Origin of the sequence: Roseibium sediminicola, from assembly GCF_023156505.1 — a bacterium.
Lineage (GTDB): Bacteria > Pseudomonadota > Alphaproteobacteria > Rhizobiales > Stappiaceae > Roseibium > Roseibium sediminicola.
Window position 1 is genome coordinate 58,043 of record NZ_JALNMJ010000010.1, and the last position, 12,617, is coordinate 70,659.

The window sequence follows — 12,617 nt, forward strand, 5'->3', positions numbered from 1 at the left end:
ATCGAGCTTATTGGTCTGATTCGATACAATATCATGACTGCGGCAGGATCTTGCCCGGATTCATCACATTGTCCGGATCTAATGCGTGCTTCACCGCGCGCATGACCTCCAGTGCCTCACCATGTTCGCGGGCCATGTATTTCTGCTTGCCCTGGCCGACGCCGTGCTCGCCGGTGCAGGTCCCGCCCATGTCAATCGCGCGCAGCGACAGGCGCTCGACAAATTTCTCGGTTCTGCGCTTTTCCTCCGGATCGTCGATGTTGACCAGGACCTGGACATGAAAATTGCCGTCGCCAACATGGCCGACAATCGGTGCCAGGAAGCCTTCGGCGCGAATGTCCTCATGGGTCGCGGCGACGCAATCGGCCAGACTGGAAATCGGCACACAGACATCCGTCACCATGATCTGCGCTTCCGGTTTCAGCGCCTTGCCGGCCCAGTAGGCGTCGTGACGGGCGGTCCACAGACGCGTCCGGTCCTCGGGCGCGGTCGCCCATTCGAACGGGCCACCGCCGAATTCTTCGGCAATTGCCGAGAACATTTCGGACTGCTCGCGCACACCGGCTTCCGAGCCGTGAAACTCCAGGAACAGGGTCGGCGTTTCGGCAAGGCCAAGTTTCGAATAGATGTTGCAGCCGCGGATCTGGACCTCGTCAAGAAGTTCGATACGCGCCACCGGCAGGCCCATCTGGATGGTGGTGCTCACCGCGTTGCAGGCAGACGCAACATCCGGGAAAGGGCAGACGCCGCCGGAAATCGCTTCCGGCTGGCCGTGCAGGCGCAGGGTCAGTTCGGTGATCACGCCGAGCGTGCCCTCGGCGCCGACAAACAGGCGCGTGAGATCGTAACCCGCTGAGGATTTTTTCGCCCGGCCGCCGGTCCTGATGATACGCCCGTCGGCGGTCACAATGGTCAGGCCGAGCACCGCGTCCTTCATCGTGCCGTAGCGCACGGCATTGGTGCCGGAGGCACGGGTCGACGCCATGCCGCCAAGCGTGGCATCAGCGCCCGGATCAATCGGGAAAAACAGGCCGGTGTCACGGATATAGCTGTTGAGCTGCTTGCGGGTCACGCCCGCCTGGACACGGCAGTCGAGATCGGCCGCATTGACCTCCAGAACCGCGTTCATGCGCGACAGGTCGATCGATACCCCGCCCCGCGGCGCGTTGACATGCCCTTCCAGCGATGTGCCTGCCCCGAACGGGATCACCGGAACCTTGAAGCGCGCGCAGACCCGGACGATGTCCGCAACCTCTTCGGTCGTTTCGGCGAACACGACCGCGTCCGGCGGCTGATTCCGCAGCCAGGTGGTCGTGTGTCCATGCTGCTCCCGAAGGGCTTTGGAGGTCGCACAGCGTTCTTTGAACCGTTCTTTCAGCTGCGCAACTGCGCTGGCAATATTGTCTTTTCCGTCAAGATCTTGAGCATCGTCCGGCGTCGTCGCCAATTCAGGCATGTTGTTTCCTCCCGCGCGCACGGCTTTGTTTATCCGGTCAAAACCTGAATATGTTAGCGCAAGCCCGAAAGGTCAAAGCCCAATCGGGGCAGACGCACCTGGATCTGATAGCACCCGGAGGAATTGTATGACAGGGACCTGGCAGCCTGAACCGGTCAAAAGCAGTGTCATGGAGGTCAAGCCGGACTGGATTGACTATAACGGCCACCTGAACATGGCCTATTACAACGTTCTGTTCGACACGGCGGTCGATGAGGTTTTCAACCGGCTCGGCCTGGGTCCGGACTATGTCAAAACCCGGAAAGCCTCCTATTTCACCGCCGAAGTACATGTCTGCTATGTCCGCGAGCTCGGCGTCGGCATGCCGGTGATCGCAACCCTGCAGCTCATCGATTTCGACGGCAAACGCGCGCATTTCTACCAGGAACTGCACCACGGCGAAGAAGGCTGGCTGTCCGCCACATCCGAGCAGATGAGCCTGCATGTCGACATGACCGCCCGCAAGGTTGCGCCCTGGCCGGAGGATATCCTCGCCAACCTGACCGATCTTGGAAACGCCCATGCGGGTCTGCCCAGACCTGAACGCGCAGGCCGGCATATCGAAATCAGGAAAAAGTCCTGAAACGAGTGCCAGACCGGCGCAAATGCATGTGAACAGGACATCTTTGCGGGTCGCAACCCTGTTCTTTCCGTCCGACTCGGGCACAATGCGGACAGAACAAGCACAGGCAACTCTTTCGCGTGATCGATGCGTAAAATACTGGAAACAGCCAGCCACCTTCCCAGCATCCTTGTCAGCTGGATCACGCCCAACGTGCGCCAGTTCCGCTCAAGCCGGCTTCATCTCGTCTGGGGCCTGGCCATTCTAGTCGGGGCGCTGGTCGCGCTCGCCGCCATTGCCTTTCGAACGGCGATCGGCTTCATCCAGTTGCCCTGGCTCCAGACGACAACGGAACGCACCTGGCAGGCGGCCGCGGAACAGCCCTGGTGGGTGATCCTGCTGGCGCCGGCGGTCGGCGGATTGGTCGTCGGCTGGATCCTGCACAAGTTTCACCCGCAGCAGCGGGCCGGCGGCGTCGCCGATGTCATCGAGGCGCGCGCCCATGGCGGACGCGGACTGCCGCTGAAATCCGGTCTGTGGTCGGCGCTGGTAACGACGATTTCGCTCGGCAGCGGCGCCAGCGCCGGCCGTGAAGGCCCTGTTGTCCATCTTGGTGCCACGCTCGGAACGGCGGTCTGCAGCTTTTTTCACCTGCCGGATTCCGCAAGGCGTATCCTGCTCGGTTGCGCGGTTGCCAGCGGTGTCTCCGCCTCGTTCAATGCGCCCATCGCGGGCGTCCTCTTTGCCCATGAGGTGATCCTCGGTCACTACGCGGTTTCCGCCTTTGTGCCGATCGTGCTGGCCTCGGTGATGGGTACGCTTCTGTCGCGGCTATGGTTCGGCGATGTCGCCGCCTTCGAGATCCCGCTTTACGAAATTACGTCCTACCTGGAGATACCTGCTTTTGCCTTGCTCGGCCTGACCTGCGCGGCTGTCGCCATCCTGTTTCAATTCGCTCTGATCGGCACCGACTGGACCGCCCGCAACATCACCATGCCGCTCTGGTTGCGTCCGGTGCTCGGCGGTCTCGCCGTCGGCGCACTCGGCATCTTTTTTCCCGGTATTTTGGGCGTCGGCTATGAAGCAACCGACCTTGCCCTGAAACACCAGCTGCCGATCGCAACCATGCTGACGCTTCTGGTGGTCAAGACGGCGGCAACGGCGATCACCCTGGCCTCGCGTTTCGGCGGCGGTATCTTCTCGCCATCGCTCTATCTCGGAGCGATGACCGGGGGGGCATTCGGACTGATCGCCGCGTCGGTCTTTCCGGAAATGGCCTCCAGCCATGGCCTCTATGCGATCCTGGGCATGGGGGCCGTTGCCGCCGCTGTGCTCGGCGCACCTTTCTCAACCACCGTGATCGTGTTTGAGCTGACCGGCGGCTACGCACTCTCCATCGCCCTGCTCCTCGCCGTCTCCATTGCGACAGGGCTGACGCAAGCCGTGCACGGCAAGTCCTATTTCCACTGGCAGCTCGGCATGCGCGGCTGTTTCGTCAATGAGGGTGTGCACCAGTTCCTGAGTGAAACCGTCAAGGTGCGCGATTTCATGGATCCGCCCCCGGAAGCCGAGGAAGACCGGGCCTTCAACGCGGGCGAGGACGGACCTTACCTGCATGACACGGACACGCTGGAAAGCGCGCTGAAAAGCTTCGATTCCTGTGGCAGGGCTGCCTTGCCCGTGGTCGCCAAGGGCGACGCGACGCGGATCATCGGAACGGCCCGTCACGTTCGCGGCCTGCGTTACTTCAACGCAGCCCTGATCAACGCGACCAAGGAAGAGCACAATTAGAGCGTTTCTAGGGTCAGGACCCTTTAATTTGATTGAAATGGCGCAACAAACGACGATGAGCTGCAAGGAAAGGCGCGACAAGCGGGCTTCCTGCCCGGTTGAGCGGTTTGACGAAGCAGATCGAAGCCGTTTTTGCGTCCCCGGGATAGAGTGAATTCGCCCGGCAACATCGTTGCAAAACTTTGGAAACCGGACGGTTACCTGCAGCTTTGCGCCTCGTATCCGAACAAATTCATCCCTACCATTTCATTCAAATTAATGGGTCCTGACCCTAGGTTCTCAGCCCCAGGTTCGAGAACGACCGTTAGAACCTGGACGGCTCGGTCGGCAGAACCTTGCCCGCATATTTGTGAGAGGTCTTGCCTTTCAGACGCATTTCAAGGTCCTTTTGCCCCATGTAGATCTGCGCCTGACGCCCTTTGGCCCCTGGCAGGCTGAAGACGTCCAGACCGGTCCAGGGCAGGAACGGATTCCGGCGCAGGGAACCGTAGAGGCCAACCCTGACGGACGGCCGCTCGCTTGTCGCCCGCGCGTGAAACCCATGGGTATCCGCGACAACCAGCGAGTTTCCGGGAACAGCGAAGCGGACAGGATCCGGATAATTCAGCCGGGAGAGTTCGTTGGCGGGCAGCCGGAACGATCCGCGTGCATGAAGCCGGTTCTTGTCGGTCGACGCGGTCAGGCTCTGCTCCCGCTCCCAGGCGAGCCGTTCCGGCGTCAGCCGGTGCGATCCCGGGATATAGGTGAAGGGGCCTTCCGCGTCGTCAATGTCATAGAGAAACAGCCAGCATTTGGCAGTCTGGTGGAACGTGTCGGAATGGAACGCCGTTTGCGGATCCGCCTTGCGCTTGCCGTCCGGATTGGTCAGCACGATGTGCAGATAGATCAGCGGATCGCCGTTGGTGGAACCGACATAACGCAGGCCGTTCTGGAGCGGTTTGCTCCAGACAGCAGCGCGCAAATGCGGCAGGTTCCTGAGCACCTTGGGCGGCAGGGGAATGAACCGGGTGACGGAGTTGCCCTGGCGCATGTCCCAGGCATCAAAACGCGTGGTCTCGATTTCCCTGCGCAGCCCGGCTAGCTGCTCCTCCGGCAACACGTTCCGCGTTTCGATATATCCGTCCCGCTGGTAGGCAGCGCGGTCCGCATCGCTGATCAGATGCGCTAGCCGCCTGCGCCGCGCGTCGGCCATTTGCTCCGCCAGTTGGATGCGTTTGACATGCAGGCCGGCCTCGTTGAGACGCCGGCTGCCGATCAACGGATTGTCGCAGAACGACTTAGCCCCCGTGGCCAGTTCGGCCGCATAATATGGCATCTTGAGAACGTCTGCCGCGCGCATTCCATTTCCTTTGGTTCCATCGGACCAACGCTTCTTAAAGAGCTTTGGTCGCCTGTTCCAGCCAGATCCGCTGCTTTGCACCGACAAGCGGGCCGATTTCCGCCCGGACCCGTTCGTGATAACTGTTGAGCCAATCCCGTTCGGCCTGGGTCAGCAGCGAAACGTCCACGAGGCGCAGATCCATCGGCACCAGCGTGATCGTCTCGAAACCGAGCATCGGCCGCTCACCGCCCGGCAAATCGCGCGCCTCGGTCACGATTTCCAGGTTTTCCAGGCGGATGCCATATTCGCCGGCCGGATAGTAGCCCGGTTCGTTGGACAGGATCATGCCCGGCTTCAGGGGAACCGTGCCGGTCTTTGCAATGCGCTGCGGGCCTTCATGGACGCCGAGATAGGCACCGACGCCATGACCGGTGCCATGGTCAAAGTCGAGGCCGGCTTTCCAGAGATCGATCCGGGCGAGCGTGTCGATCTGCGCCCCGGTCGTGCCTTCGGGGAACTTCGCCGTCGAGACCGCGATATGGCCCTTCAGCACCAGCGTGAAATGCTTCTTCATTTCCGGGCTGACCTCCCCCACCGCAAGGGTGCGGGTGATGTCGGTGGTGCCGTCCTCATACTGGGCGCCGCTGTCGATCAGGAACGGTTTGCCAAGCGGGATATTCAGGTTGCTGGACCGACTGACACGATAGTGGCAAATGGCGCCGTTCGGCCCCGCACCTGAAATCGTGTCGAAGGAAATGTCCTTCAGGACACCGGTTTCCCGCCGAAACTCCTCAAGCTTTTCCGCAGCGCCGATTTCATCGAGTTCTCCCTTGGGGGCTTCCTCGTCGAACCAGCACAGGAAATTCACATAGGCGACGGCATCGCGGATATGCGCTTCACGCGCGCCCTTGAGCTCGGTTGCGTTCTTGATGGCCTTGGGCAGCAGCACCGGATCCTGGGCCTCCACCAGCGTGCCGCCGGCCCCGGTAATGGCATCTGCAATGCCGATCCCGGCCAGTGCCGGATCGATCAACACACGGGCGCCCGCCTTGCCGAGGGTCTTCAGGCCGGAGACGAAACCGTCCGGTTCGCCGAGATCGGTCAGATCCGACAGCGCATCGCGCACGGAATTGGACAGCTTCCGGCCGTCGATATAAAGCGCGGGCTTGCCGTCGCTCGGCACCGTTGCAAAGGACAGCGGCAGCGGAGTGTGGCTGACGTCCGAGCCGCGGATGTTGAACAGCCAGGCAATGGAATCGGGCTGCGTCAGGACGCAGGCATCGGCTTTCTTGTCTTTCAGTGCGGACTGGATCTCGGCAATCTTGTCGGATGCCTCGCGGCCGGCAAGCGAAACCGGATAAAGCGCAACCTCGCCGAGCGGCGGTTCGGGACGGTCTTCCCAGACACTGTCGAGCGGATTGTCACCAAGGGTTACCAGCTCGGCGCCCGCTTCCTCGCAGACCTCTTTCAGGCGGCGCACCTCGCGCACGGTGTGCAGCATGGCATCAATGCCGAGCTTCTGGCCCGGCTTGAGCTTTGAGCCAAGCCAGTCCGTCACCGGTTCATTGATCAGGTGGCGGGCCGGAAACACGTCCATATCGACCTGTTCGCGCACCTGGATGGTATAGCGACCGTCGACGAAGATCGCAGCGTCTTCGCCGAGCACGGCCGCAACGCCCGCCGATCCTGTGAAACCCGTCAGCCATTGCAAGCGGCAATCATGCGGCGGCACATATTCTCCCTGATGCGCATCAGCGCGCGGGATCAGAAAACCATCAAGGCCGCGGCGGGCGAGTTCGGCCCTGAGAAGCGCTGCATGCGGCGCTCCGCAGGAAGGATCGCTGAGATCGTCAAAGGTCTGAAACATGCGGCGCACGGTAATTTGGCCGGAGCCTCCGATCAAGCAGGATAATTATTCCGGATCAGCCTGTTCGGGAGAAAAGCTTCTTCTTGCATTTTGCAATGCAGCAATCATTTCGCATATGCGAAGAGTGCAAGGCAGTCATGCGCCGGAAGGGCTACCTGAGCAGCTCGGGAACACGCATATAGAGGTCACACAAGAACAAAGACGTTTCTCCCTAGATCAGCGGTTGCTCAAGCGGAGCTGCTTGAACAACCAAAAGCTGATCGCTTCTTAGATGCAGAGCATCCTGCGTTCTCTCGAACGCAGGATGCTCTGGGGAAGCTCTTAAACTTCAAATGGGAAAGATCACGATGACCCGTACGACCACCACTTCGACCCGCACCGGCAGCAGCTTCATGCGCCGTGCCTTCGACCGCATGATTGAAGCCCGTTCGGCTCAGGCCCGCCGCTATGTCAACGGCTACCTGTTGTCCCTGGACGACGCCACGCTGGCCGCCCACGGCTACGACCGCGACGAGCTGGAGCGCGAAGGTTCCACCACCCGCGGTTTCTAAGAGGCTCAGGACGTTTTTCGAAACAAGACTGTGCATTGAAAAAGCCCGCCGACCCGTTCGGCGGGCTTTTTCGTGTCTATTCTCACGCCAGCTTGCGGCCCCGCACCAGCGTCAGGGTCAGCCAGCCGTCCTTTTCCCGGCGCCGGTCCAGAACAAAGCCCTGGCAGCGATAGGCGAACAGGATGCGCGGTCCGTCCTCGACCCGCAGGCCCGACAGCACCAGCGTCGCGGTCGCGGTCATGTGTTCGCCGATGGATTTCGACATTTTCATCAGGGGCCGCGCCAGGATGTTGGCAATCACCAGGTCGAACGGGCCGTAGAGGCTGAAGCGCCGGTCTTCCATACCATTGGCGGTGAACCCCTTGACGAGATGCGACGCGCCGTTGAGCCGCGCGTTTTCCAGCGCTGTCTTTGTGGCAATCGGGTCGATATCGGTCGCCAGCACGCTCTGACGGCCCTTGAGCGCCGCCGCGATGGCCAGAACGCCGGTGCCGGTGCCGAGATCCAGGATGCCGTCATATTCGCGCAAGGACAGGAGCCGGTCGATTTCCTCAAGGCAGCCTGCCGTGGTGCCGTGATGGCCGGTGCCGAAAGCCAGCGCCGCCTCAATTTCAAGGCCGATCGCGCCCGGAACCACCTTGTCCCGGTCATGACCGCCATGCACGATGAACCGGCCCGCCCGGACCGGCTTCAGGCCTTCCAGGCTCTTTTCAACCCAGTTGATATCCGGCAGTTCTTCCGCCTCGAGCGGCGCGGCGAAGGCGTCTGCGCCAACCCGGTCACGGACAGTTGCCGAGGCTTCGTCCGGTTCCATGTCGAACAGCAGGATTTCCGCGGACCAGATGCGCCCGTCCGGGGAGGCCTCGTAGATGGTCACCGGATTGCCGTCATCCTCAAAGGCGCGCTCCAGAATTTCCGCGATCCGTTTGGCTTCCAGTTCTTCGGCTGTGATCCGCACCCGGATGGTTTTCATGACCGGCCCTGTCTTCGGTAATAGCATTCAAGGCGTGGGGTATAGCGGGAAGCAGGCTGCGAAACCAGCGCCTTCCGGCGAAAAGACTGGGCATTTTGTATGCGTGCCCCATTTCATAACGCAGAGAGAGGACAATGCGATGTCATTCCCAACAAGAAACCGTTCGTGCCGGGCGGTTGCCCTCGCTTCGCTTGTTGTCGCGGCGTTTTTTTCCGCTCTGCTGCCGGCCGCCGCCGACACGGACAAGGAGGCCCTGTTCGAGGCCTTGAAAAACGCGCCGGACGAACAGGCTGCCGAGCAGATTGAAAACGAAATCTGGAAATCCTGGCTTGAAGCCGCCCCGACGCCTGAGCTTCAGGTCAAGGTCGAGACCGCGATGCAACGGCGCAATCTCTATGACTTTCAGGGCGCCAAGGATCTCCTCGACGAGGTGATCGCAACGGCCCCGAACTATTCGGAAGGCTGGAACCAGCGCGCCTTTGTCCTGTTCCTGCAAGGCAATTACGAGGCGAGCCTGGAGGATATCGAGCGCACGCTGGAACTGGAGCCACGCCATTTCGGCGCCCTGTCGGGAAGGGCGATGATCTTCATGACCCTCGGCCGGGTGAAGCTCGGACAGGAAGCCCTGCGCGAAGCCGTCAAGATCCACCCGTTCCTGAAGGAACGCGACATGCTGATCCAGCCCAAGGGGGTGGATCTTTAGGACTGCACCAGCCCCAGGAAATAACCTGGGAGGCCCGACACCTTCATCGGCAACCCAACACATTCAGCGTCATCCTGAGGAAGCCCGAAGGGCTGTCTCGAAGGATCGGACACTTGCTCCATAGTGCGCAGCAGATCCTTCGAGACGGGCCTGAAGGCCCTCCTCAGGATGACGCTGAATATGTTGTGTAGGCTCAGGCATTTGCCCGCTTTACCGGTCGCGGCCAACGGCCGGACTTATTCCGCCCCGCCCTCAACCACCGGCAGATGCAGGCACACCGTGAGGCCTCCGCCCGGAGTGTCGGATAGCTCCAGACGTCCGCCCGCCGCTTCCACAATTGACTTCGCAGTGGGAAGACCAAGGCCGAAGCCGGTGCCTTCGCGGATCTGGCGAGCAGCGTCACCGCGCTCGAACGGTTCCAGAAGCCGCGCACGGTCCGCCGCCGCGATGCCCGGGCCGTGGTCGACGATATCGACGCGAATATGATCGGCGTCCCGGTAGGCCAGGATCTCCACCCCGAAGGCATAGAAAAGCGCGTTGTCGATCAGGTTGGAGAACGCCCGCTGCAGCTCGGTGTTGCGCGCCATCACCGACAGGCGGCCGTCATAGCGCAGTTTCACCGCGTGGCCGGTATCGGCATATTGATCGCACAGGGATTGCAGGAAACTGGGCAGATCGATGCGCTGGACCGATTCCGCGCTCGCCCCGTCGCGCAGAAAGGTCAGCGCGGCGTCGATCTGTCCTTCCATCAGTTGAAGGTCCCGCAGGCTTCGATCCCGAATGTCGCCCGGCTCCAGAAGGTCGAGACGAAGCCGCAGACGGGTCAGAGGTGTTCTGAGATCGTGACTGACGGCCGCAAGCATGCGCGTGCGCTTTTCCAGGAATTCGTTGATCCGGTGCTGCATGCGATTGAAAGCGGTCGCTGCCGCGCGCACTTCGCGGGGGCCGCTTTCCCTGATCGGCACGGGAGAGGTGGAGGTCTCTCCAAAGGATCTTGCGGAGGCAGCAAGGGCTGCCAAAGGCCCCGCCAAACTGCGTGCCGCCCAGATCATCAGGCCGCAGAAACTGAGTGCCAGAAAACCGAAAAAGAGGAGAAAAGGTTCGCCTAGAACCGGTGGCGGCGGGCCGCGCATACCCCATTCAGCGGCAACAAGCGCCCCGTCACGCAGCCGGATAAACAGCAGCGGAGGTGCGTTCTTGCCGCGTTTTTGAGGGGCCACAACATGTTCGATGCGCATACCGAGAAGGGTATTCCCGGTCACGAAGGGGCCGAAATGCTCGCCGTCGCTGGCGCCGCCGCTGACGGTCAGCGCGTTTTCATCGACCAGTTCCAGCATCAGATCGGGAAGTTCACCATGAAGTGCGGCAAGAACCTCGCGTCGCTCGTCTGCAGGTGTCTCATTGAGCTTTGCTACGGCTACGCTCACAAGATGACTGTTCATGACGGACGGATTCCGATCGAGACGCTCTTTCAGGAAATAAAAGCTGGCTGCCCCAACCAGAACCATGAACAGGCCCGACACCGCGAGCAGCACCAGGATCTGATACAGCATCGTGTCCGGCCAGAAGTGTTTAACCAGCCGCATCATCGCGCGTGACCGGGGCAACGAATTCATATCCGCCGGCTCGGACCGTCCGGATGAACTGGTAAGGCGCTCCGCCGGCCTCGAGCTTCGAGCGGAGCCGGCTGATCAGGATGTCGATGTTGCGGCCATTGGTGGCGCCGAATTGGCCGAGGGTCAGCTCGACCAGCTGCTCCCGGCTGAGCACGCGGCCCGCTCGTTCCGCCAGAACCTGAAGCAGGGTGAATTCCGCGGGAGTGACGGAAATCAGTGCGCCGTCGGTGTTGTGCAGGCTGCGCTGGCGGCAATCCATCCGCCAGCCCTCAAAACTCAGCTTGCCGGCGGCCGCCGGTGCCGACACGCCGCCAAGTTCCACCCGGCGAAACAGAGCCCGCACCCTGGCGATCAGTTCGCGCGGATTGAACGGCTTGGGCACATAATCGTCCGCGCCGACTTCCAGGCCGACGACCCGGTCGATGTCTTCGTTCTTGGCGGAAACAATGATGATCGGCACGGAGCTGGTCGCCCTGAGACGCCGGCAGATGCTGAGGCCGTCCTCGCCGGGCAGCATCAGGTCGAGCAGGATCAGGTCGACCCGGTTGCTGGCCAGAAGCCGGTCCATCTCGGCTCCGTCCCGGGCGAGCGTCACCTTGAAATCATTGGCGACCAGATGCCGCTTGATCAGGAGACCGATCTCCGAATCGTCCTCGACAACCAGGATATGAGAGGGTTTGTGCATTCTGTCCTATACCAACCTCAATAGATAGGAACCGATCTGACCGCGTTTGGGGACTGTTCGGCAAGGAGCAGGTTGCAGGGCGATTTGGTTTATCGGTCAAAATCTGCGACGCGGCTGAACAGTCCCCAAACACGGCCTTCGGTGGCCAGCTCCGGCCCGCCGGACAGCGTTGCGCTGCTTGAACGGCCAACCAGGCCGTCCTGCGCAACGCGCCTTGCCGGCCAAACCGGATCAGAGCCATCAGATCGGTTCCTATCTATTGAGGTTGGTATATTGCCTCATCCGGCGGAATTTTCATCCGCTTTCCGGGAGTCTTACGCCGGAAAAGTGTTTCTCGTCATTTCCGGAAAAAACCGCGGAAACATGCCGAAAACAGCACCTCCCACCGGTTAAGACCTCGTTAACCTTTCGGGCATCACCGTCTTCGAAGTCAAGGCGTCGTCCCTTTTCAGGAGCAAACGAAGATGCAGATCGGTTCAATGCCCATGATGCCACCGGGCGGCTCGCCGCGCGACCAGGTGGTCAACAATTTGAGTGCGCAGGTCGAAGCGGGAGAGATCACTGCGGAAGACCAGGACGCGATGATGGAGGCGCTCGATGCCATGCATGCCGAGCGCATGGAAAACGGCCCGCCGGCCCCGGGCAGCGCCCCGCCGTCACAGGAAGAGATCCAGGCGAATTTCGAATCCATGCTTGCCGAGCAGGTCGAGGCGGGCACGCTGGGCCAGGACCAGGCCGACCATCTGGCCGAAATGTTCGAAGAAGGAGAGCTTGGCCGGCCGCCCGAAGGCCAGGGCCCGCCGCCTCCAGGCGGTGAAGGCGGCGGTTCGATGGACGAATTGATGAGCGCCATTCTCAGCCAGCTGCAAAGCGGCTCCACCTATGACGGCTCGGGCGAACAGACCGGCAGCATCGCCTCGCTGCTCGCCGATTACACGGCTTAAGACCCTAGTGGAACGCCCGGCCGCCCTCCCCCCATGTCGGCCTGGTCGGGCCAGGTTTCCCGAACACCTGTAGTCGTGCCCACAACTTGAATGCGATTGCCTGCCTCAC

General features: G+C 61.5%; 11 protein-coding genes. 5 read left to right on the forward strand and 6 right to left on the reverse strand.

The features are described from left to right. Positions 1-31: 31 nt before the first annotated feature. A complete protein-coding gene (locus M0H32_RS15225) occupies positions 32-1,456 on the reverse strand; it encodes an FAD-binding oxidoreductase (protein ID WP_248155481.1) in 1,425 nt (474 codons plus the stop codon). 127 nt (positions 1,457-1,583) lie between these two features. Between M0H32_RS15225 and M0H32_RS15230 the strand changes: the two genes are divergently transcribed. Both M0H32_RS15230 and M0H32_RS15235 read left to right on the forward strand, forming a co-directional pair. Next, positions 1,584-2,078 (forward strand): thioesterase family protein, encoded by a 495-nt coding sequence (locus tag M0H32_RS15230; RefSeq protein WP_248155483.1) that lies wholly within the window; start codon positions 1,584-1,586, stop codon positions 2,076-2,078. A gap of 126 nt (positions 2,079-2,204) precedes the next feature. After that, positions 2,205-3,848 carry a chloride channel protein gene (locus tag M0H32_RS15235; protein ID WP_248155484.1) on the forward strand — a complete coding sequence of 548 codons (1,644 nt, stop codon included), beginning with the start codon at positions 2,205-2,207 and terminating at the stop codon, positions 3,846-3,848. Positions 3,849-4,152: 304 nt separating this feature from the next. Here M0H32_RS15235 and M0H32_RS15240 read toward each other — a convergent pair whose 3' ends face one another. Both M0H32_RS15240 and M0H32_RS15245 read right to left on the reverse strand, forming a co-directional pair. Continuing rightward, the gene (locus M0H32_RS15240) at positions 4,153-5,187 is read right to left on the reverse strand and encodes a phytanoyl-CoA dioxygenase family protein (RefSeq protein WP_248155486.1); all 1,035 of its coding nucleotides are present in this window, start codon (positions 5,185-5,187) and stop codon (positions 4,153-4,155) included. 34 nt (positions 5,188-5,221) lie between these two features. Next, entirely contained in the window at positions 5,222-7,036 is a 1,815-nt protein-coding gene (locus M0H32_RS15245) for an aminopeptidase P family protein (RefSeq protein ID WP_248155488.1), read from the reverse strand. A gap of 347 nt (positions 7,037-7,383) precedes the next feature. On the opposite strand from M0H32_RS15245, the gene M0H32_RS15250 reads away from it, so the two are divergent. Then, positions 7,384-7,587, forward strand: a complete 204-nt coding sequence (locus M0H32_RS15250) for a hypothetical protein (RefSeq protein WP_248155490.1) — start codon at positions 7,384-7,386, stop codon at positions 7,585-7,587. 82 nt (positions 7,588-7,669) lie between these two features. On the opposite strand, the gene M0H32_RS15255 is transcribed toward M0H32_RS15250, so the two are convergent. Then, positions 7,670-8,560 carry a 50S ribosomal protein L11 methyltransferase gene (locus M0H32_RS15255; protein ID WP_248155492.1) on the reverse strand — a complete coding sequence of 297 codons (891 nt, stop codon included), beginning with the start codon at positions 8,558-8,560 and terminating at the stop codon, positions 7,670-7,672. 139 nt (positions 8,561-8,699) lie between these two features. Here M0H32_RS15255 and M0H32_RS15260 point away from each other — a divergent pair, with 139 nt between their 5' ends. Further along, the gene (locus M0H32_RS15260; RefSeq protein WP_248155494.1) at positions 8,700-9,263 is read left to right on the forward strand and encodes a tetratricopeptide repeat protein; all 564 of its coding nucleotides are present in this window, start codon (positions 8,700-8,702) and stop codon (positions 9,261-9,263) included. A gap of 236 nt (positions 9,264-9,499) precedes the next feature. Here the strand turns inward: M0H32_RS15260 and M0H32_RS15265 are convergent, their stop codons facing one another. Next, positions 9,500-10,852 (reverse strand): sensor histidine kinase, encoded by a 1,353-nt coding sequence (locus tag M0H32_RS15265; protein ID WP_248155496.1) that lies wholly within the window; start codon positions 10,850-10,852, stop codon positions 9,500-9,502. Beyond that, positions 10,836-11,564, reverse strand: coding sequence for a response regulator (locus tag M0H32_RS15270; protein WP_248155498.1), 729 nt, complete (start codon positions 11,562-11,564; stop codon positions 10,836-10,838). The genes M0H32_RS15265 and M0H32_RS15270 overlap by 17 nt, the downstream gene beginning before the upstream one ends. Positions 11,565-12,028: 464 nt before the next feature. On the opposite strand from M0H32_RS15270, the gene M0H32_RS15275 reads away from it, so the two are divergent. Then, positions 12,029-12,508: a hypothetical protein gene (locus tag M0H32_RS15275; protein WP_248155500.1), complete on the forward strand. Its 480-nt coding sequence runs from the start codon at positions 12,029-12,031 to the stop codon at positions 12,506-12,508. The last annotated feature ends 109 nt before the right edge of the window (positions 12,509-12,617 follow it).

What these genes read in the sequence shown, in the direction of transcription:
- M0H32_RS15275 (WP_248155500.1), top strand. Translation starts at nt 12,029, where the DNA reads ATGCAGATCGGTTCAATGCCCATGATGCCACCGGGCGGCTCGCCGCGC.
- M0H32_RS15235 (WP_248155484.1), top strand. Translation starts at nt 2,205, where the DNA reads ATGCGTAAAATACTGGAAACAGCCAGCCACCTTCCCAGCATCCTTGTC.
- M0H32_RS15270 (WP_248155498.1), bottom strand. Translation starts at nt 11,564, where the DNA reads ATGCACAAACCCTCTCATATCCTGGTTGTCGAGGACGATTCGGAGATC.
- M0H32_RS15240 (WP_248155486.1), bottom strand. Translation starts at nt 5,187, where the DNA reads ATGCGCGCGGCAGACGTTCTCAAGATGCCATATTATGCGGCCGAACTG.
- M0H32_RS15230 (WP_248155483.1), top strand. Translation starts at nt 1,584, where the DNA reads ATGACAGGGACCTGGCAGCCTGAACCGGTCAAAAGCAGTGTCATGGAG.
- M0H32_RS15225 (WP_248155481.1), bottom strand. Translation starts at nt 1,456, where the DNA reads ATGCCTGAATTGGCGACGACGCCGGACGATGCTCAAGATCTTGACGGA.
- M0H32_RS15250 (WP_248155490.1), top strand. Translation starts at nt 7,384, where the DNA reads ATGACCCGTACGACCACCACTTCGACCCGCACCGGCAGCAGCTTCATG.
- M0H32_RS15265 (WP_248155496.1), bottom strand. Translation starts at nt 10,852, where the DNA reads ATGATGCGGCTGGTTAAACACTTCTGGCCGGACACGATGCTGTATCAG.
- M0H32_RS15260 (WP_248155494.1), top strand. Translation starts at nt 8,700, where the DNA reads ATGTCATTCCCAACAAGAAACCGTTCGTGCCGGGCGGTTGCCCTCGCT.
- M0H32_RS15245 (WP_248155488.1), bottom strand. Translation starts at nt 7,036, where the DNA reads ATGTTTCAGACCTTTGACGATCTCAGCGATCCTTCCTGCGGAGCGCCG.
- M0H32_RS15255 (WP_248155492.1), bottom strand. Translation starts at nt 8,560, where the DNA reads ATGAAAACCATCCGGGTGCGGATCACAGCCGAAGAACTGGAAGCCAAA.